The 19,838-nt window shown below is 73.7% G+C and carries 19 protein-coding genes; 14 read left to right on the plus strand and 5 right to left on the minus strand.

Going from position 1 to position 19,838, the window contains the following annotated elements; translation table 11 throughout:
- Window positions 1–13 precede the first annotated feature (13 nt).
- From ACFY61_RS30875 to ACFY61_RS30920, 10 genes are all read left to right on the plus strand, one after another.
- Complete coding sequence (locus tag ACFY61_RS30875) at window positions 14–1,930, plus strand: APC family permease (RefSeq protein WP_389477500.1); 1,917 nt, start codon at window positions 14–16, stop codon at window positions 1,928–1,930.
- Between the two features lie 113 nt (window positions 1,931–2,043).
- Window positions 2,044–2,658 carry a DUF6461 domain-containing protein gene (locus ACFY61_RS30880; RefSeq protein WP_389477502.1) on the plus strand — a complete coding sequence of 205 codons (615 nt, stop codon included), beginning with the start codon at window positions 2,044–2,046 and terminating at the stop codon, window positions 2,656–2,658.
- Window positions 2,659–2,852: 194 nt separating this feature from the next.
- Window positions 2,853–4,106, plus strand: coding sequence for a serine hydrolase domain-containing protein (locus ACFY61_RS30885; RefSeq protein WP_389477505.1), 1,254 nt, complete (start codon window positions 2,853–2,855; stop codon window positions 4,104–4,106).
- Between the two features lie 163 nt (window positions 4,107–4,269).
- Window positions 4,270–4,530, plus strand: a complete 261-nt coding sequence (locus tag ACFY61_RS30890) for a helix-turn-helix domain-containing protein (RefSeq protein ID WP_389477507.1) — start codon at window positions 4,270–4,272, stop codon at window positions 4,528–4,530.
- Window positions 4,531–4,695: 165 nt separating this feature from the next.
- Window positions 4,696–5,100, plus strand: a complete 405-nt coding sequence (locus ACFY61_RS30895; RefSeq protein ID WP_389477509.1) for a hypothetical protein — start codon at window positions 4,696–4,698, stop codon at window positions 5,098–5,100.
- Complete coding sequence (locus tag ACFY61_RS30900; protein ID WP_389477512.1) at window positions 5,097–5,867, plus strand: transcriptional regulator; 771 nt, start codon at window positions 5,097–5,099, stop codon at window positions 5,865–5,867. Before ACFY61_RS30895 ends, ACFY61_RS30900 begins: the two co-directional genes overlap by 4 nt.
- A 56-nt stretch (window positions 5,868–5,923) precedes the next feature.
- Entirely contained in the window at window positions 5,924–6,331 is a 408-nt protein-coding gene (locus ACFY61_RS30905) for a roadblock/LC7 domain-containing protein (RefSeq protein ID WP_389477514.1), read from the plus strand.
- 57 nt (window positions 6,332–6,388) lie between these two features.
- Complete coding sequence (locus ACFY61_RS30910) at window positions 6,389–6,760, plus strand: hypothetical protein (RefSeq protein WP_389477516.1); 372 nt, start codon at window positions 6,389–6,391, stop codon at window positions 6,758–6,760.
- A 195-nt stretch (window positions 6,761–6,955) separates the two neighbouring features.
- On the plus strand, window positions 6,956–10,528 hold the full coding sequence (locus ACFY61_RS30915; RefSeq protein ID WP_389477519.1) for a CDP-glycerol glycerophosphotransferase family protein: 3,573 nt from the start codon (window positions 6,956–6,958) through the stop codon (window positions 10,526–10,528).
- A 107-nt stretch (window positions 10,529–10,635) separates the two neighbouring features.
- On the plus strand, window positions 10,636–11,121 hold the full coding sequence (locus tag ACFY61_RS30920; RefSeq protein ID WP_389477521.1) for a VOC family protein: 486 nt from the start codon (window positions 10,636–10,638) through the stop codon (window positions 11,119–11,121).
- Between the two features lie 45 nt (window positions 11,122–11,166).
- Here the strand turns inward: ACFY61_RS30920 and ACFY61_RS30925 are convergent, their stop codons facing one another.
- Both ACFY61_RS30925 and ACFY61_RS30930 read right to left on the minus strand, forming a co-directional pair.
- Window positions 11,167–11,907 (minus strand): NAD-dependent deacetylase, encoded by a 741-nt coding sequence (locus ACFY61_RS30925; protein WP_389477523.1) that lies wholly within the window; start codon window positions 11,905–11,907, stop codon window positions 11,167–11,169.
- 99 nt (window positions 11,908–12,006) lie between these two features.
- On the minus strand, window positions 12,007–12,288 hold the full coding sequence (locus ACFY61_RS30930) for a hypothetical protein (RefSeq protein WP_389477525.1): 282 nt from the start codon (window positions 12,286–12,288) through the stop codon (window positions 12,007–12,009).
- Between the two features lie 248 nt (window positions 12,289–12,536).
- Here ACFY61_RS30930 and ACFY61_RS30935 point away from each other — a divergent pair, with 248 nt between their 5' ends.
- Window positions 12,537–13,415, plus strand: a complete 879-nt coding sequence (locus ACFY61_RS30935; RefSeq protein ID WP_389477527.1) for a GNAT family N-acetyltransferase — start codon at window positions 12,537–12,539, stop codon at window positions 13,413–13,415.
- 114 nt (window positions 13,416–13,529) lie between these two features.
- Here the strand turns inward: ACFY61_RS30935 and ACFY61_RS30940 are convergent, their stop codons facing one another.
- Both ACFY61_RS30940 and ACFY61_RS30945 read right to left on the minus strand, forming a co-directional pair.
- Complete coding sequence (locus tag ACFY61_RS30940) at window positions 13,530–13,982, minus strand: subtilase-type protease inhibitor (RefSeq protein ID WP_389477529.1); 453 nt, start codon at window positions 13,980–13,982, stop codon at window positions 13,530–13,532.
- Window positions 13,983–14,197: 215 nt separating this feature from the next.
- Window positions 14,198–14,665: a Crp/Fnr family transcriptional regulator gene (locus tag ACFY61_RS30945; protein WP_389477531.1), complete on the minus strand. Its 468-nt coding sequence runs from the start codon at window positions 14,663–14,665 to the stop codon at window positions 14,198–14,200.
- A gap of 230 nt (window positions 14,666–14,895) precedes the next feature.
- On the opposite strand from ACFY61_RS30945, the gene ACFY61_RS30950 reads away from it, so the two are divergent.
- The gene (locus ACFY61_RS30950) at window positions 14,896–17,631 is read left to right on the plus strand and encodes a LamG-like jellyroll fold domain-containing protein (RefSeq protein WP_389477533.1); all 2,736 of its coding nucleotides are present in this window, start codon (window positions 14,896–14,898) and stop codon (window positions 17,629–17,631) included.
- Between the two features lie 256 nt (window positions 17,632–17,887).
- Here the strand turns inward: ACFY61_RS30950 and ACFY61_RS30955 are convergent, their stop codons facing one another.
- Window positions 17,888–18,916: a LuxR C-terminal-related transcriptional regulator gene (locus ACFY61_RS30955; protein WP_389477535.1), complete on the minus strand. Its 1,029-nt coding sequence runs from the start codon at window positions 18,914–18,916 to the stop codon at window positions 17,888–17,890.
- Window positions 18,917–19,076: 160 nt separating this feature from the next.
- Here ACFY61_RS30955 and ACFY61_RS30960 point away from each other — a divergent pair, with 160 nt between their 5' ends.
- On the plus strand, window positions 19,077–19,466 hold the full coding sequence (locus ACFY61_RS30960; protein ID WP_389477537.1) for a hypothetical protein: 390 nt from the start codon (window positions 19,077–19,079) through the stop codon (window positions 19,464–19,466).
- Between the two features lie 122 nt (window positions 19,467–19,588).
- Window positions 19,589–19,744: a hypothetical protein gene (locus ACFY61_RS30965; protein WP_389477539.1), complete on the plus strand. Its 156-nt coding sequence runs from the start codon at window positions 19,589–19,591 to the stop codon at window positions 19,742–19,744.
- Window positions 19,745–19,838: the final 94 nt, after the last annotated feature.

Consider the following 19,838-nt stretch of genomic DNA (forward strand, 5'->3'; position numbering starts at 1 on the left):
CGATCATGCCTCAATGAGGCGTATCACTCCGAAACGCGTGCTCGTGGGCGAACCGCTCGACACGGCCCGCCTGGGGGAGACCCTGCTCCCCAAGAGGCTGGCCCTGCCCGTCTTCTGCAGCGACCCCCTCTCCTCCGTGGCCTACGCCACGGAGGAGATCCTGCTCATCCTCGCCCTCGGCGGGGTCACCCTGCTCCACCTCGCCTGGTACGCGGCCGCCGCCATCGTCTTCCTGATGATCGTCGTCGTCGCCTCCTACCGGCAGACCTGCCACGCCTACCCGGGAGGCGGCGGCGCGTACGTCGTCAGCTCCGAGAACCTGGGACAGGGCGCCGCCTTGACCGCCGCCAGCGCCCTCCTCGTCGACTACGTCCTGACCGTCGCCGTCTCCGTCGTCTCCGGCGTCGCCGCCATCACCTCCGCCGTCCCCGCGCTGTCCGGCCACCAAGTCGCCCTGTCCGTCACCTTCGTGGCCCTGCTCACCGTGATGAACCTGCGCGGCGTCCGAGAGTCAGGGCGGATCTTCGCCATCCCCACCTACGGGTTCGTGCTCGTCATCTACCTGATGTTCGCCGTCGCCGCGGTCCGCATGGCCACCGGCGAGACCATCCGCGCCGAATCAGCCGACCTGCCCATCACCGCCGAGGGCACCTACACCGGGCTCGCCCTGCTCCTGCTCGCGATGCGCGCCTTCGCCTCCGGCTGCACCGCGCTCACCGGAGTGGAGGCGATCAGCAACGGCGTCCCTGCGTTCCGCAAACCGAAGAGCCGCAACGCGGCCACCACGCTCGCCGCCATGGGCGCCCTGTCGGTGACCATGTTCACGGGCATCACCGCACTCGCCATGGCCTACCACGTGCACGTCGCCGCGGACCCCACCGAACTCGGCCTGCCGCCCGGCACCCCCGTGTCCACGGCCCTGGCCCAGATCGGCCGCGCCACCTTCGGCGACTGGCACTTCCTCTTCTACCTGCTCCAGGCCGTCACCGCCGGGGTGCTCGTCCTCGCCGCGAACACCGCGTTCAACGGCTTCCCGATGCTCGCCTCGATCCTCGCCCGTGACCGTTACGCGCCCCGCCAGCTGTTCAACCGCGGCGACCGGCTCGTCTACTCCAACGGCATCGTCCTGCTGGCCCTGGCCGCCATCGCCCTGATCGTCGCCTTCGACGCCCAGCTGACCCGCCTCATCCAGCTCTACATCATCGGCGTCTTCGTCTCCTTCACCCTCTCCCAGACCGGCATGGTCCGGCACTGGAGCCGGGAGCTCGCCGACCGCGCCACCCCGCGCGGCGAACGGATCCACACCCACCGCCGACGCGTCATCAACGCCGTCGGCGCCGTCATGACCTCCGTCGTCCTGGTCATCGTCCTGATCACCAAGTTCACCCACGGCGCATGGCTCGTGGTCATCGCGATGCCGCTGCTCTTCCTCGGCATGAAGGGCGTCCGCCGCCACTACGACCGGGTCGCCCGGCAGGTCGCCGTCGCCCCCGGCACCAGGCCCCGCCGGCCCGCCCGGCACCACGTGGTCGTCCTGGTCTCCGACGTGCACGCGCCCACCCTCAAGGCCCTCGGCTTCGCCCAGGCACTGCGCCCGGACTCGCTCACCGCGCTCAGCGTCGCCGCGGACGAACAGGCCGCGGCCAGGCTCCGCGAGGCCTGGGACGGACACGATCCCGGCGTACCGCTGCAGATCCTGCACTCCCCGTACCGCGAGGTGATCGGCCCCGTCCTCGCCCGCGTGCAGGAACTCGCCGCCGAGGCCGACACGGACGTGCTGTCCGTGGTCATCCCGGAGTACGTGGTCGGCCACTGGTGGGAACAGCCCCTGCACAACCAGAACGCCCTGCGCCTCAAGGCCCGCCTGCTGTTCACGCCGGGTGTCGCCGTCATCGACGTGCCCTACCTGCTGGAGTCCGCCCGGACCTGAACACCGCGGGCCGGCCGCGGCCGGGCGGCGGAACGGGCGAAGCGGACGCCCGCGGCGGGCCCCGCACGTATCGTGGTCCCGGGGGAAGCCGACGACCGGGGGAGGCACCGATCGTGGAGCACGCGGACCACGGCATCCAGTGGCTGGCGTCCTGGCCGGACTGGTACGCGGCCCTGACCTTCGCCCGCGGCATCGGCCCGGAGGAACTCGCCGCCCGGCTGGGCGCCGTACCGGACCTCCGCCCCGGACCGCTGTCGCCCTCGGAGGCCTGGAGCATGGCCATGGACGCCGTCGACGGCGAGGGCGTCGCCCGGGTCGGCACCTGGGGCGACTGGTCCTTCGCGGTCGAGCACGGGCAGCCCGCCGGCGCCGAACTCCTCGCCGAGGTCTCACGGGACGGCGCGGAGGCCGTGCACCTCGACCCGCAGCCCGACCACCCGCCCAAGCAGTTCGCGTACGCGCGCGACGGCGAACTCGTGTGCTGCTTCGCCCTCGGCGAGGAGCTGTGGCGGGGCGGCCACCACCCCGACTTCCTGCTGCCCGAACTGATCGAGGCGAAGGTGCTGCATCCGGACGGCGGCCACGCCCGGCCCGAGGACGAGCCCGCCCCGGAGCGGGAGCGGCGCACCCTGGAGGTGCTGGAACGCCGCTTCGGGCTGGCGCTGCCCCGCCGGCTGGCGGCCGACACCCCGCTGCCGGCCTACGTGACCGGCGCCCACACCCGCTGAAGCCCCCGCCCGCGCCGCCCCGTTCCTCCGCGCACGTGCCCCGGACGGTCGTGTCCGGGAACCGATCCGCGCCGTTGCCCCTCATGATCAATGGGTCCCGGGGGAACGGGCGAACGCCGCCCGTCCCCCGGCCCGCTCCGGCCGCGGCCCGCCGCGGCCGTTGGTCCCGTACCGACCGAACCGAGGATGACAACGTGCCCCTGACGCCCCACCGCCGCCTGGCCGTGAGCGCCACCCTGATCGCCGCGCTCGCCGCCGGTCTCGCACCCGCCGCCGGCGCGCACGCCGCGACCACCGCCCCGGTGGCCGCCGCGGCCTCCGCCGTCCGTCCCCCCGCCCCCGACCTCGACGGCGTGACCGCGGCGCTGAACGCGGCGATGGCCAACGGCGCTCCGGGCGCGATGGCCCGGTTCACCGGCCCGGACGGCGTCCGGACCCGGACCGCGGGCGTGCGCGACCGGGTCTCGGGCGAGGCCATGGACACCCGGGCGCGGTTCCGGATCGGCAGTGTGAGCAAGACCTTCTCCAGCGTCGTCCTGCTCCAGCTGGTGGACGAGGGCAAGCTGGAGCTGGACGCTCCGGTCAACCGCTACCTGCCGGGCCTGCTGCCCGACGACCGGATCACGGTCCGTCACCTGCTCACCCACCGCAGCGGCCTGGCCGACTACACCGAGGCCATGTTCGCCCAGACGGTGCCGGGCTTCGAGGCCGTCCGCAACCGGGTGTTCACCTATCAGGAGCTGCTGGACCTCTCGCTGCGCCTGCCCCGCACCACCGAGCCGGGCGCCGCGTACAAGTACTCGAACACCAACTTCGTGGTGGTCGGCATGCTGATCGAGAAGGCGGCGGGCGGCCCGGTCGCCAAGGAGTACGAGCGCCGCATCATCAGGAAGCTGGGGCTGCGCAACACCTCGTACGTCCACCCGGACACCAGGATCAGGGGTCTGCACGCGCGCGGCTACCTGCACCCTGACGAGGCCGGCGCGCCGCTGGTCGACTCGACGGAGCAGACCGTGTCCTGGGCGCAGTCCGCGGGCGCCGTCATCTCCAACCCGGCGGACCTCAACACCTTCATGACGGCGCTGATGCGCGGCCGGCTGCTGTCGCCGAAGATGCTGGACGCCATGACCACGGTCACCCCGACCGACGCCACCAACACCCGCTTCTACGGTCTCGGCCTGCGCCGGTACGACCTCTCCTGCGGCACCCAGGTGTTCGGCCACACCGGCACGGTGCAGGGCTTCTACACCTACGCCTTCGCCACCCGCGACGGCCGCCGCAGCCTCTCCGCGATGGCGAACACCTCCAACCGGGGCGCCGCCAACACGGCCCTGGGCGGCACCCTCGAAGCCGCGTTCTGCGGGAAGAAGCCCGCGGCGGCGGCCACCCCGTCGGCCCGCGGGTTCTCGGTGAACCCGGCCGAGGCCGACCTGCCCGAACGGCGCTGACCGGCTGACCCGCGCGGGCGCCGGGAGGCCGAGCCCCCCGGCGCCCGTGAGCGGAGCGTGAGTTGATCTTATGCTCAGGTTTAAGCGAGTCAGCTGGTTTTGCGGCTGAAGACCGACTTTCATGGCTTAGGCAGGATTCGCGGCAGGAGTAGGGGGACGTCTCGTGACCACCGACCGCACCACCGACCGCACTCCGAAGGAAAAGGACAGCGCACCCACCCTCATCGGGTCCGTTCAGCGCGCGCTGAGGCTGCTCGAGGCGATGAGCGCGGAGGGCGGGGTGACGGCCAAACGGCTGTCCCGGCTGACCGGTATCCCACTCCCCACGGTGTACCACCTCCTGCGCACGCTCACCCACGAGGGTTACGTCCTGCGCGAGGGCGGAGCGTTCCGGCTGGCGGACCAGCTCCCTCTGGCGTCCTGAACCGCCGCACAGGCGGGCGGATTCGGCCAATCCAAGATCGCTTCCGTGCATGTTCCATTGGAAAATGCCAGAACCTCGTTCCGCTGGGCGGAAGTTGAGTAAGTTGCTCCCTGTCGCCACCGCACAACCGTGCGCTATGGACGTTTGGCCGGGAGGGGAGCCCGCGTGCCCGGGATCGACGAATGTCTGCTGGAAGCCATGGCACTGCCGGGCGCCCGCGGGGCCGCCCTGGTCGACTGGAGCAGCGGACTCGCCCTCGGTACGGCCGGGGTGTCGCCGGTCGGGGACCACGAGACCACCGCCGCCGAGACCGCGGAGCTCGCCCGCGCCGCCGCGGAGTACGAGTCCTTCGCCCCCGCCGCCGAACCGGGCGACCCGGACGAGCATAGCGGGCCGCCCGTCGAGGACCTGATCCTCACCACCCGCACCGGCTACCACGTGCTCAGGTTCGTCGCGACCAGCTTCGACAGCAGCGTCTTCCTGCACCTGTGGCTGGACCGGACCGAGGGCAACCTCGCACTCGCCCGGCTCAGACTCCGGGACCTCGCCGAAGGACTGGTGCTGTCATGAGCACCGCGACGGCCGTCTCCCCGCTGCTCACCCGCCTCGCCGCCGAACGCGCCACCGGCGCCCTGCTCCGCGACCGGGGCACCCTCTTCCTGGAGGAGGGGCGGATCGTGCACGCGGAGAGCCCGGCCACCCCCGGACTGGACGTACTGCTGACCACCGGCGGCGGCCTCGCCCCCGAGCGCTGGCGGGAGGCCCTCGACCGGGCCGGCGCCCGCCGCCAGGTCGCCCGGTTCCTCGTGGACAGCGGGGGCCTGGCCGGCGGGGAGCTGGAGATCTGCCACCTCGCCGCCATCTACGACGCCGCCTTCTTCGCCCTCTCTCCCGGCACCGGTCCGTCCCGGTTCCGGCACGGCGCCACCCACTGGATCGGCACCGTCCGGTCCGTCCCCGCGGCCGCCGTCGAACGCGAGACCCGCCGCCGCCGCGAGCTGCTGGACGCGGTCTGGCCCTACCCCGAGCTGGACACCGCCCCGGTCGTTCCGCGCCCGGCCGCCCCCGGCCAGACCGTCACCACCCGCCAGCGGCTGCTGCTCCGCCACGCCGACGGCGTACGGACCCCGGCCGAACTGGCCTGGGCCCTGGGCCGGCCCGCCTTCCACACCCTGCTCGACGTACGGCGGCTCGCCGCGGCCGGACTGGTCGAGACCCCGCACGCGCCGGCGCCCCGGTCGGCCGTGTCCCCCCTGCCCGACTGGATCACCCGGACCCAGAGTCCGGACGTGGCCCTGCTCCGCCGGTTACGCGACGCACTGGAGGCAAGCCTGTGAGGCTCCCACTGCGCGCGCCGCGCCCGTCCCGGCGGCAGCCCGAAAGGAGAACGGCGATGGTGCCTGCCGAAGCCGAAGCCGAGATACTCGCCGAGCTCCGACGGCTGCGGGCCCGGGTCCCCCAGCTCACCGGTGCCCTCGCCGCCAGCGCCGACGGACTGGTACTGGCACAGGACACCGCCGCCACGGAGGCCGAAGCGGTGGCCGCACTCACCGCCGCCGCGCTCGGCGTGGCCCAGCGGCTGGCCGACACCACCGGCCAGGGCGGATTCCGCGAGCTGCTGGTCCGCGGCGAACACGGCTACGTCGCCACGTACGCCGCCGGCGAGGCCGCCGTCCTGACGCTGATCGCGGAGCCGCGCGCCAACGTCGGCCGCCTCCACCTGGAGGCCCGCCGCTCCAGCCTGCACATCGCCGAACTCATCGAAGCGACGCTCGGCCGCCGGGGCCCCGGCGGCCCCTGAGCGACCCCGCCCAGCGCACCCACTCACCGTACGCCCAACCGAAAGGCAGAACCCCTCATGGCGAACGTGGACACCGTCCTCAAGGAAGCCAACACCATCGAAGGCGCCATCGGCGCGGCCCTCGTCGACTACGGCAGCGGCATGGCCCTCGGCATCGCGGGCGGCGGCAAGGACCTCGACCTGACCGTCGCCGCCGCGGGCAACACCGACGTGGTCCGGGCCAAGGTCCGGACCATGGAGATGCTCAACCTCAACGACGACATCGAGGACATCCTGATCACCCTCGGCTCGCAGTACCACCTGATCCGGCTGCTCAAGGGCCGCGGTGCCCAGGGCCTCTTCCTCTACCTGGCCCTGGACCGGGAGCGGGCCAACCTGGCCATGGCCCGGCACCAGCTGAAGAGGATCGAGGCGACCCTGGAGATCTGACCGGCCGGCGGGTTTCCGGCGGTCCTGTCACCAGTACGTCACAGTCCGGCGGCGGGTGGCTTAATTCTGGCCATCCGCCCCGTGCACCTACCACCGCATGTCCCATTTGCCCAGGTTTAGCAAAATCGTTAGCGCGTAAGATGTTGCCATTAGCTGATCATTGCCTGGGAAATACCGCTGGAGAACCGCAACCCCATGTCACCGCGCCTGAGCATCGTCGTCCCCGTCTACAACGTCGAGCTCTACCTCGACGAGTGCCTGGACTCCCTGGCCGCCCAGACGTTCAGCGACTTCGAGGTCGTCATGGTCGACGACGGCTCCACCGACTCCAGCGCCGTCATAGCCAAGGCCTTCGCCGCGAAGGACAAGCGCTTCCGCCTGGTCATGCAGGAGAACGCCGGCCTCGGCGCCGCCCGCAACGCCGGCGCCCGGCACATCTCCCCGGACAGCGAGTACCTGGCCTTCGTCGACAGTGACGACACCATGCCGGACAACGCCTACCAGCTGATGATCGACACCCTGGACGGCACCGGCTCCGACTTCGTCGCCGGCAACGTCCTGCGCTTCCGCTCCGTGGGCATGAACCAGTCCTGGGGCCACAAGGTGCCCTTCGCCAGGACCCGGCTCAAGACCCACATCTCCTCGTTCGCGCCGCTCGTCACCGACCGCACCGCCTGGAACAAGGTCTACCGGCGCACCTTCTGGGACGAGCACGGCTTCCAGTACCCCGAGGGCATCCTCTACGAGGACGCCCCCGTCAGCATCCCGGCCCACTACTTCGCCGAGAGCGTCGACATCCTCAGCGACGTCGTCTACCACTGGCGGGTCCGCGAGACCGGCGAGCGCTCCATCACCCAGCGCTCCACCGACCCCGTCTCGCTCACCGACCGCGTCACCTCGGTCCGCCTCGTCCGCGAGGCCCTCAAGAGCAAGGGCGGCGAGCGCTACGCCAAGTTCCTCCGCGAGTACGACCACAACGTCCTCGTCGAGGAACTCCCGCTGATCTACAAGTACGTCCCCGAGGGCGGCGAGGACTTCCGCGCCGCCTTCGTCAAGGACGTCGGCGGCCTGGTCCGCGAGATCGGCACCAAGCCCTGGGCCGACCTCACCGTCGGCGACCGGCTCAAGGCCTACTTCGCCCGCGAGGGCCGGGTCGAGGACTTCATCGCCCTGCTGGAGCACCAGGAGAAGTACAACTGGAGCATCCCGATCAAGGGCCTCGCCCGCCCGCAGGCCAACTACCCGTTCCTGCAGGGCCGCCCGCCGGTCCCGCCCGCCCTGCTCGCGGTGGGCCGCAAGGAGCGCCACCTCGTCAGCGGCCTCGACACGGTCAGGTGGGCCGACGGCAAACTCCTCCTCCGCGGCTGGGGCTTCCCCGGCCAGCTCGGCGCCGAGAGCCGGCTGCGCTCCCGCAAGAAGCTCGTCTTCCGTGAGAAGGGCAACCGCCGCAAGGTGGTCGTTGGCGCCCGCACGGTCGCCAACCCGGTGATCAGCGCCACCCACCCGCACCTCGCCCTCCGGCACGCCGACTGGGCCGGGTTCACCGCCGTGTTCGACCCCACCACCCTCCAGCAGGCCGGCCAGTGGCAGGACGGCGTCTGGAACGCCTCGATCGTGGTGAAGGACGTCGCGATCCCCTACCAGGCCCGGCTCAAGGGCGGCGAGCACGACAGCGCCCAGGCCCCGCCCGCGCACTGGGTCGACGACGACGTCCGCATCGTCCCCTCCACCGCCGGCGGCGTCCTCTCCCTGAAGGTGGAGAACGTCAAGGCCCGCGTACTGGACGTCAAGCCCCTCGGCCCGGACGCCTTCGAGGTCTCCGGCGAACTCGCCCGGGACCCGGGCGAAGGCGCCGTCCTGCGCGCCGAACACGCCACCACCGGCACCGTCCTGCGGCTCCCCCTGGAGACCGGCACCCGCGCCGCCGGCGGCCGCCTCCCCTTCACCGCCCGGGTCGCGCTCGCCGACCTGGCCGCCGTACCGGACCGCGAGGTCCAGCCCGGCCACTGGGCGCCCGAGGCCTGGAGCCTCTGCGTCGAGCAGGGCGACGGCTCCCGCCTGGACCTCGCCCACGACGAACGCGGCGGCTTCACCGGCCTCGTCCTGCCGTACCCCGGCGACACCACCGGCCGGGCCGTCTACGTCAAGCGCACCGCCGTCGGCTTCCTGCACTTCAGCACCCAGCCCTCCCCGCCGCTGGTCGAGCACGCCTGTGCCAAGGACGGCGTCTTCACCCTCCGCGGCACCTTCCACAAGCCGGCCGCCGACGAGGAGTACGAGCTCGTCCTGCACAACTGGCGCGGCGAGGAGTACAGCTACCCCGTCGACACCGCCGACGGCCGGTTCGAAGCCGTCTTCAAGCCGGTCCTGCCCGAGCACTTCGCCGGGCACACCACCCTTCCCGAGGGCCGCTGGTGGCCCACCCTCCGCCCGGTCGCCCAGGGCGGCACCACCGCCGGCCTGCTCGGCGTCGACCGCGGCGCCCCCGTCCAGATGGCCGCCCCCGCACTGGGATCCGGTCCCGTCGAGGCCACCGTCGGCGGCCGCCGCATGCGCGTCGAGTCGCGCTTCCACGACCGCATGGTCCTGGTCGCCGACCCGCTGCTCACCCCGCACGACCGGGCCGCGTACCGGCAGCGCGAGATGCGCGACGAGACCTACCCGCAGCTGCGCACCGCGCCCCTGCGCGACGTGGTCGTCTACTCCGCCTTCCAGGGCAACGGCGCCGGAGACTCCCCGCTCGCCGTCCACCGCGAACTGCTCCGCCGCGGCGAGAAGCTGGAACACGTGTGGCTGGTCAACGACGGCCGCGCCGAGGTCCCGCCGACCGCCCGCGCCGTCCAGTACCGCAGCCAGGAGGCCCGCGAACTGCTGGCCCGCGCCCGGTACTTCGTCACCAACGACAGCGTCCCCGCCTGGTTCCGGCGCCGCGAGGGCCAGACCGTCGTCCAGACCTGGCACGGCACCCCGCTGAAGAAGATCGGCCACGACTTCAACCACGACTACTACACCAGCCCCCGGGTGCTCCAGGCCCTGCAGCACGACAGCGCCCAGTGGACCCTGCTCGTCTCGCCGAGCAGCTTCGCCACCCCCGTGCTCAAGCGCGCCCTCGGCTACGACGGCGAGGTCCTGGAGGCGGGCAGCCCCCGCACCGACGTCCTCGTCGGGCAGGACGAGGAGCGGGCCGCCGAGGTCCGCCGGCGGCTGGGCCTGCCCGAGGGCAAGAAGGTGGTCCTGTACGCCCCGACCTGGCGCGAGAACCGCGAGGGCTGGAGCGGCGGCTACAAGCTGGACCTCCGGATCGACCTGGACGCCGCCCGGCGCGAGCTCGGCGAGGACCACGTCCTGCTGGTCCGCGGCCACTACCGGGTCACCGAGCAGGTCCGCGACGCCGTGCGCGACGGCTTCGTCAAGGACGTGTCGCGCTGGCCGGACACCGCCGACCTGCTGCTCGTGGCGGACGTGCTGATCAGCGACTACTCCTCGGTGATGTGCGACTTCGCGCTCACCGGCAAGCCGATCCTGCTGTTCACCTACGACCTGGCCTACTACCGCGACACCCTGCGCGGCTTCACCTTCGACCTGGAGGAGAAGGCCCCCGGCCCGCTGATCTCCGACTCCGCCGCCCTGATCGAGGCGGTCCGGAACGCGGACGCCGTCGGCGCCGAGTACGCGGCCGCCCGCGAGGCCTTCCGCGCCACGTTCGCCGACCTCGACCGCGGTGACGCCGCCGCCAGGGTCGTCGACCGGATGCTCGGCGGGAAGTAGCCCGTCCGGACGCCTCCCGGAACCGGTCCCGGATCCACCGATGAGTCCGGGACCCGGGACCGGTCTGTACGGGGGAGAGGCACCACCCCGCACACCCGGAGGCAGAGATGAACAGCGACGGTTTGACCACGTGTCTGTGGTTCGACGGCCGGGCCGAGGACGCGGCCGACTACTACCTGTCGGTCTTCGCCAACGGCAGCCGGGGCAGGACCGCCCGCTACACCGAGGCCGGCCCCGGCCGGCCCGGCTCGGTCATGACCGTCGAGTTCGAGATCAACGGCCAGAGGTTCGTGGCCCTGAACGGCGGCCCGGAGTTCACCTTCAACGAGGCGATCTCCTTCCAGATCCACTGCGCCGACGAGGCGGAGGCCGACCACTACTGGGACGCGCTCACCCGTGACGGCGGCCAGGAGGTCGCCTGCGGCTGGGTCAAGGACCCGTTCGGGGTGTCCTGGCAGGTCATCCCGCCGGGAGTGATCGAGGCGGTCACCGACCCGGACCCCCAGCGGGCGGCCCGCGCCACGCGGGCGATGATGACCATGAAGAAGCTGGACGCGGCGGCGCTGCGGCGCGCCGCCGACGGCACGGAGTAACCCCGCCGTGCGGCCCCTGTGCCCCCCCGGGTCCGACGGTCGGCCTCAGGCCCGGGGGGCGTCCGCGGCGATGCGGCGCAGCAGCGCCGGGAGCGCGGTTCCGATGGGCTCGCGCACGACCTCCTCGGCGAGGGGGTCGTACGGCGTCTCCTCCGCGTTGACGATGATCAGCCGGGCCCCGTGCTCCACGGCGATGCCGGCCAGCGCCGCGGCGGGCTGCACCTGGAGCGTCGTGCCCACCGCGACGAACACCTCGCAGCCCTTGGCCACCGCCATCGCCCGGCCCAGCACCTCCGGGTCCAGCCGCTCGCCGAACATCACGGTGGCCGCCTTCAGGACGCCGCCGCAGACCCGGCAGGCCGGATCGGGCTCGCCGCCGGCGACCCGGCTCAGCGCCTCCGCCATGGCGGACCGCGCATGGCAGCGGGTGCACGTCACCTCCCGCGCGGTGCCGTGCAGCTCGATGACCTTGCGATCGGGCAGGCCGGCCAGCTGGTGCAGGCCGTCCACGTTCTGGGTGAGCACGCGTACCGGCGTCCCGCCCCGCTCCAGCTCGGCCACGGCCAGGTGCGCCGCGTTGGGCCGGGCGTCCAGGGCGCCGATCTCGGCCCGCATCAGCCAGGAACGCCGCCGGACCTCCGGATCGGCCATGTAGGCGTCGTAGGTGACGAGCTTCTCGGCGCCCGGATCACGGCGCCACAGCCCGTTCGGGCCCCGGTAGTCGGGGATGCCGGAGTCCGTGGAGATCCCGGCCCCGGTCAGCAGTGCGACAAGCGGCTTTCCCATGCCGGGACCCTACGCAGGTCCCACCCGGCGGGGCGAACGCTTTACCGCCTCGGCCGCCCGCCCGCCCACTCACTCACCTTCCACCTCCGCCGGTCGCGCTCACGCGGCCACGAAGAGCAGGGCCGCCGTCCCCGCCCAGGCCACCAGCACCGCCCCCACCACCGCCGGCACCTCACGCCCCGAGCCGCCCGCGGCCGAGGCCAGCCGGACCGCCAGCGCCAGCGTCCCGGCCACCCCGGCGAGCAGGCCCAGCGCCCCGGCGAGCAGCCAGGGCAGCGGCACCAGTAACGCGGCGGCCACCCCCGGGCCCGCGCCGCCGACCATGGCCAGCCCGTAGAACACCGCCGCGACCTGCCACGCCGTACGCGCCTCGACGAGCACCGCGCCTCCCTGCCGTCCGTACCGCCCCCGCCCCTCGCGGGAGCCACGCGCCGACATCATGCCTCGCGGCAACGGGGTCCATTCGGGCGAACCGTCACGGAGCACCCGATCCGGTGTTCCCTCGACGGCGGAGGGCGCGCCGGGCGTCCCGGAGCGGTACGGCGGGCCGTGGCGGCCGGCTCCCGCGGGCGGCCGGAACCGGCCGGAACCGGCCGGGCCGCGGCGGGGCGTCTGGTACAACACCGCGCATGACGGCACTCGAGATCGGCGGCGCCAGTGGCGCCGACATGGAGACCATGCGCGCCTGGGCGGACGCCGAGGGCTGGAACCCGGGGGAGAGCGACCGCTTCGCCTTCGCCGTGGCCGACCCGCGCGGCTTCCTCATCGGCCGCCTGGACGGCGAGCCGGTCGCGTGCATCTCGGCCGTCCGCTACGGCACCGGCTTCGGGTTCATCGGCTTCTACATCGCCCGTCCCGACGTCCGCGGCCGCGGCCACGGCATCAGCCTGTGGCGGGCCGGCACGGACCGTCTCGAAGGCCGGCTGGTCGGGCTCGACGGGGTGGTGGAACAGCAGGACAACTACCGCAGGTCCGGGTTCGTCCACGCCTGGAACAACGTCCGCTACGAAGGTGTGCCCGACGGGACCCCGAGGGCCGCGGACCTCCCGGCGGTCCTGGACGGCGACCCGGCCGGGACCCGGTTCGTCGACGCCGCCTCCCTGCCCTTCCCCCTGCTCGCCGCCTACGACCGGCGGTTCTTCCCCGAGGCCCGCGACGCCTTCCTGTCCGCCTGGACCGGCCTGCCCGGCCGGATCGGCATCGCGGCCGTCCGCGACGGCCGGATCGAAGGCCTCGGGGTGATCCGGCCGTGCGGCGGGCCGTGGCGCATCGGACCCCTGTACGCGGGGACGCCCGCGCTCGCGTCCGCGCTGGCCCGCCGGCTCGCGGCGCAGGCCCCGGGCGGGGCCGTCGCCGTGGACGTACCGGACGCCAACCCCGCGGCCACCGCCCTGATGGACGCGCTCGGCCTCACCCCCGGTTTCGAGGCCGCCCGGATGTACACCGGTCCGGCGCCCGAGCTGGACCTCGCCGGGCTCTACGGCGTGACCAGCCTCGAACTCGGCTGACCGGGACCCCCGCGCGCGGAGTACGGCGGGACGGGCGGGCGGCCGCCAGGTTCCGTCCGCCCCGTCCCGCCGGCCCGCGCCGGGGGTCCGGTGGTCCACCGCCGGTTCCGCGGGTCAGAACGAGAACACCGCTCCGCTGCCGTGGCGGAAGCCGCACTGGTTGCCGAAGGTGTGCTCGTAGCCGATCCGGCGGCCCTCCCAGACCCCGACGGCGGTCACCGACACCGGGTCCCACTCGCGGGTACAGGGCTGTTCCGAACCGCCCGCCGTGATCGCATCGAACTCGGCCTCCTGTGCCCGGAGTTCGGCGCAGGCCGCGGCCGGGTCCGGGTGCGTCCCCGCGGGCCGCGGCGCGCAGACCAGGGTCACCGCCCGCAGCGCCGTGCCCTGCGCGGGATCCTCCCCGGCCGTGACGGACAGGACCAGGGCCGACGGGGCGTACAGGCTCGCCGTCCCGGCCGGCGCGGCCGGGGCGGCACCCGCAGGCCCGGACCCGGCCAGTGCGGCGGCGGCGGTCAGCGTCATGGCGGTGGCCGCCAGCCCAAGACCCCTGATGATGGATCGCATTGCGAACGCTCCTCCCTCGGTGGTGCCGGATAGCGGACAGGAGTCTTGCTCACCCGGGGCCCGATCGCCGCACGACGGCACGAGAATGCGTCACTCCTGGTGACGGAATGTGTGCAGCGTGCAGCCGTGGCGGGCCGCCCACCTGCGGCGCAGTCGCACGGGTATTCGGCCGAAGGGCGGTGCCCGAAACGGCCCGGAAACCCGCCCGGCACCCCCTACAGCGCGGCGCGGTACCCCGCGTGAGGGAGGTAGAGGTCGAGCAGCCGGGTCCGCGTCTGGTGCAGGCGGTGGGCCAGCACCCGGCCCACCCAGTGGCCCACCGCGGACCCGAACGCCGGGTCGGCGTCCATCATCAGCCGGACCTGGGTCGCGTCGAACTCGTACGCCCGGACCGGGGTCATCGCCTCCGCGGCCAGCTGCCACACGTACGGCGGGAACAGCCAGGACCAGCCCACCAGTTCGCCGGTTCCCAGGCTCTCGATCACGGCCGGACGGCGGCCGGGCACCGGCAGCTCCAGGTTCACGGTGCCGGAGCGGACGATCCAGAACGACTCCGCCCGCGCGCCCTCGTCGAAGATCCGGGCGCCCTCGGGGAAGTTCACCTGACGGGCGAGGCCCATCAGCCGCCCGCGGTGCTCGGTCGACAGGACGGCGGCGATGCGTATGGGGGAAGGTGTGCTCACGACGGCCTCCGATCAGGGCCCCCCGGTCCCTCCAGTGTCCACGCAAACGCGGAAGAAGCCCCTCCCCGGACACCGCCGCATCGCCCGGGCCCCGGCGGACGGGCCCCCGCAGGGGCAAAAAGCGCGAGTCGGATGCCGGAACCGGCCGGTGGGCCTATTGTGCGCCCGTACGGATGCCGCGTACGGGCGTACGGCGCGCGTACGGGCGTACCACTGCGACTGGGGGGAACATGCGCAGAACCAGGTGGCTGACGGCCGCCCTCGCCCTCACCGTGGCCGGCGCGGCGGCCGGCCTCGCGCCCGGCACCGCGCCCGAGGCCGCGGCCATCACACCGCCGGTGGCCTTCACCGCGGACCCGCTGCCCACCTGGCAGCCCAACGGCGTCGTCTGGGCCCTCGCCGAGACGGGCGGCACCGTCTTCGCCGGCGGCACCTTCTCCACCGTACGGCCGCCCGCCGGATCGGGCGGCAGCGAACAGTCCGCGGTCAACTTCACCGCCCTCGACGCCGCCACCGGCGCGCCCACCGCCTGCAGACTCTCCTTCACCATCGGCAGCGGCACCGCGACCGTGCGGGCCCTCGCCCTCTCCCCGGACGAGAAGACCCTCTACGCGGGCGGCTACTTCGGCGCCGTCAACGGCGTGCCGGTGAGCAGCCTCGCCGCGATCGACGTGGCCACCTGCACCCCGAAGGCCACCTTCCGGCCCGCGTTCGCCGCGACCGTCCGCGCCCTCGCCGTCACCCAGGACACCGTCTACGCCGGCGGCGACTTCCTCACCGTCGCGGGCCAGCCGCGCCAGCGGTTCGCCGCAGTCGCCGCCGCCGACGGCGCCCTGCGCCCCTTCACCGCCGACGCCGACGAACCCGGCCGCGCCGTGGAGGTCACCCCCGACGGCGGCAAGGTGCTGCTCGGCGGTGACTTCTTCACCGTCAACGGCACCAGCTCGCACGCGCTGGCCGTGGTCGACGCCACCAGCGGCGCGGTCACCAAGGCCTACCCCGGCTTCATCGAGACCAACTCGGTGGTCAAGGACATCGCGACCGACGCCACCGGCTTCTACACCGCCAACGAGGGCACCGGCGGCGGCGTCTTCGACGGCCGGATCGCCCTGAACCTGGCCGACTTCGGCCAGCGCTGGCGCGACACCTGCCTCGGCGCCACCCAGGCCGTCCTGCCCCACCAGAACGTCCTCTACAGCGCCTCGCACGCCCACGACTGCTCCAGCGTCGGCGAGTTCCCCGACGGCCGCCGGTACCACCTGCTCGCCCAGCCCACCACCAGCGTCGGCAAGCTCGGCTGGGCGCCGGACACCAACGACGGCATCGGCGAGGGCATCGGCCCTCGCGTCATGTCGATCGGCTCCAAGGGCGGCGTCCAATACCTGTGGGTGGGCGGCGAGTTCACCACCGTCAACGGGGCGCCCCAGCAGAGCCTCACCCGGTTCGCCTCCACCGGCGACACCGGCGCGCCCACCACCCCCGTCGCCAGCGCCGTCAGCTTCCGGCCCGGACAGGTGCAGGTGCGCTGGCGCACCAGCCTCGACCTCGACGACAGCCGCCTGACCTACCGCGTCCACCGCAACGGGGCCGCCGCCCCGGTGGCCACCGTCACCGCCGACTCGCTGTTCTTCCTGCGGCCGCAGGCCTCCTGGACGGACACCTCGGTCACGCCCGGCCAGACGTACACCTACCGGGTGACGGCCACCGACGGGGCCGGCAACACCAGTGCCCTGTCCGCCACCGCCACGGTGACCGTCCCCACGGCCCCGGAGGCCTACCCGGACCGGGTCCGCGCGGACGGCGCCCGCCTGTACTGGCGCTGGGACGAGTCCGTCCTGCCGTTCGTCGCCGACTCCTCGGACGGCGGCGACACCAGCGGCGTCCACCACGACGCGCCCGCCCTGCGGCAGACGCCGGGAGCCGTGACCGGGGCGAGCACCGCGATCGGCTTCGACGGCACCAGGAGCAAGGTGTACGGCGACCGGCGGACCACGGTCGGCGGCGCGTACACCCTGGAGACCTGGGTCAGGACGGGCACCACCCGCGGCGGCAAGCTGTTCGGCTTCGGCAACAACCAGGAACGCGGCAGCAGCCAGTACGACAAGCACCTCTACATGACCAACGACGGCCGGCTGGTGTTCGGCGTCTACACCGGAGCCACCCGCACCATCACCACGGGTGGCACCGAACGCTACAACGACGGCAAGTGGCACCACGTCGTCGCCACCCAGGGGCCGTCCGGCATGGTGCTGTACGTGGACGGGGTGCAGAAGGGCACCCTCGCCGTCACCACGCACGAGAACTTCGCGGGGTACTGGCGGGCCGGCGGCGACAGCCTGGGCGGCTGGCCCGAGCGGCCCACCAGCGAGTTCTTCGCCGGGCAGCTCGACGAGACGGCCGTCTACCCGACCGTGCTGACGGCGGCCCAGGTGAAGGCCCACTACGACCTGGCCAAGGCCCCGGCCCCGTCGGTGGTGCAGGTCACGGCGGCCGAGGACACGTACGCCAACGCCGGGGCGCCGGAAGCCAACTTCGGCTCCTCCGGCTCCCTCGCGGTCCGCGGGAACCCGCTGTACGCCTCCTACCTGCGCTTCGCCCTGCCGGCCGCGCCGGCGGGGACGGTCCTGAAGTCGGCGACGCTGAGCGTGAAGACCAGCACGCTGGGCGGGGCCGGGACCGCCGACACGGTGTCCGTGGTGCCGGTCACCGGGGCCTGGACCGAGGCGGGCGCCACGTACGCGAACCGGCCGGCACTCGGCGGGCCCGCGCTGGGCGCGTACCCGGGCATCCCGGACGGCTCGGCGGTGCACACGACGGGGCTGGACACGGCCGCGGTGGCGGCGGCGCTGGGCGGCACGTACGACCTGGCGCTGACCGGCAGCGGGTCGGACGCGCTGTGGCTGTGGTCCTCCGAAGCGGCGTCGGGCGAAGCCACACCCCGCCTGACCCTCACGTTCGCCCCCTGACCGTCCCCGCCCCCGCGCCCCGCGCACCGACCGGGCGCGGGGCCGGGTGCGCCCGGGCGGGGTGCCGCCCGGCGGCGTGACCGGGGCCGGGCTTTGCAGCCCGAGCGGCGTTCGAGCGGGCTCGGGCGGGGCCGTGGCTGCGCGGCCGGGGCTCCGCCCGGGCTCACGGGGCTCTGCCCCGGACCCCGCGCCTCAATCGCCGGCGGGGCTGGACGCGGCGGGCGGGGCCGGGCGGTGACCGGGGGCCGGCGGGGCCTCAGTCGGGCATGGGGAGCCAGCCGCGCTGCACCGCGCGGGCCCCGGCCTCGAAGCGGCTGCGGGCGCCGAGGCGGTCCATCAGGTCGTTGGCCATGCGGCGGGCCGTCCGCGAGGAGACGCCCAGGCGTTTGCCGATGGAGTCGTCCGTGTGACCCTCCGCCAGGAAGGCGAGCACCGCCTGCTCCTGGGGGCCCAGCTCGTCCCGGGCGTCCAGGGCACCCCCCGTGCCCCGGTCCGGGGCGGCCGCGGGGGCGCTCCCGAGGGGCTGGGCGGCGGCCCACAGGCCGTCGAAGAGCGCGCACAGCGCGTCCAGCGTGCCCTGGCCGGTCAGGACGACGGCCCCCGCGGCCGAGTCCGCGCTGCTGACCGGGATCACGGCGGTGGCGCGGTCGGCGATGATCATGCGCGTGGGCAGGGTGGTCAGCGTGCGGACCTGGCCGCCGCGGGCGGTGAGCCAGTCGGCGTAGTCGACGGTCGGCCGGTCGTTGCGGACGCTGGAGAGGTAGATCGTGCGCATGACCACGCCCCGGCCGAGGAGTTCGCCGTCCAGCGGGCGCGCGGCGGCGAGGTTGTCCGCCGTCTGGGCGCCGCCCGGCGCCAGGCTGAGGACCTCATCCCGGACCTCCCGGGTGAGCCGGGCGAGCCGGTCGCGGATCGCGTCCAGGCCGATCAGCTGCTCCACGCCCGGGCTCGGCTGCGCCGGGCGCAGGTCGGCGTACTCGGCGATGAGCTGGGCCGCGGCCGCCCGCGAGGCCTCCAGCCGCTGCTGGTGGGCCGCGATCTCCGCCTGCTGGCGGACCATCAGCAGCTCCATGCCGACGTCGGGGGAGACCGCTCGCATCGTGCCGTCACCGACGTGGGAGGGCCGGACCAGGGCGAGGCCGCTCAGCCGTCCGAGGACGGCGCGCACCTCCTCCTCGGGCAGCGCGCAGTCCCGGGCGAGCTCGGCGACGTCGGCCTCGGGCCGGCGCAGCATGGACCGGTAGACCGATTCCGCGGCCGGATCCAATCCGAGTGTGGTGAGCATGTCATCCCCCTGTGAAACACGTGTGGCTGATCTTCTACAGCAACCACGAGTTCCTGGCCAAAACCTGACGGAACAAAAGGCTGGACGGTTCCGGTCAGTACCGGAACCGGTCCCGGGTGGCACTGGCTCCGCTTCCCCCGGTATTTGCAGTCTTGTACGCATGTACCTCGTGCACCTCGCGCTGCGGCCGCCGCCCGGCGCGACCCTCGACCCCCAACTCCCCGCCCGGCTCCGGGCCCTGGCTCTCCCCGGCGAGCGCCTCGAACACGTCGTGGACCACCCCGACGGCAACCCCCACCCCGTCCTCGGGCTCTATCTGATCGCCGGCTCGCTGGCCGAAGCCGAGGGCACCGCCCGGTCCATCGGGCTGCGCGCCACCGCCCTCCTCCCCGCGCTGCGCGGCTGGAGCCTGGCCGGTGCCCATGTCCCGCTGATCACGCCGTTCTTCGAGTTCGCGGCCGCTTCCGCGGCCGACCCGGACGCTTCCGGTCACGACCGCTTCCGGTCACCCGGAACCCCTTCCGACCCCTGGTCCGGATACGAAAACTAGTGATCAGCGGCCGGGACGACCGGCCCGGGAAACGAAGGCGGGGCGCCACCGCGGGGCGCCTGCCGGCCGGTTCCAGCCGTAACCCCGTCCCTGCTCCGACCCACCCCCCTGAGGACCCCCCGATGCTCCGACCGCCCACCCTCCTGGCCGCCGCGGCCGCCGGCCTCGCACTCGCCCTCCTCTCCCCGGCGGCACAAGCCGGCGCCCCCGGCGCCGGCGCCTCGCCCGCCGCGGCCGGACAGCCCACCGCGGGCACCGCCTCCATGGGCTGGCAGTAACAGCGAGTCCTGGGGGGGGGGGGGGGGGGGCCCGGGCCGGCCCCCCCCCCCCCCCCCCCCCCCCAGGACCCACCCCCGAACATCCTGCGCATCA

Source organism: Streptomyces sp. NPDC012888 (assembly GCF_042900645.1).
Classification (GTDB): Bacteria; Actinomycetota; Actinomycetes; order Streptomycetales; family Streptomycetaceae; genus Streptomyces.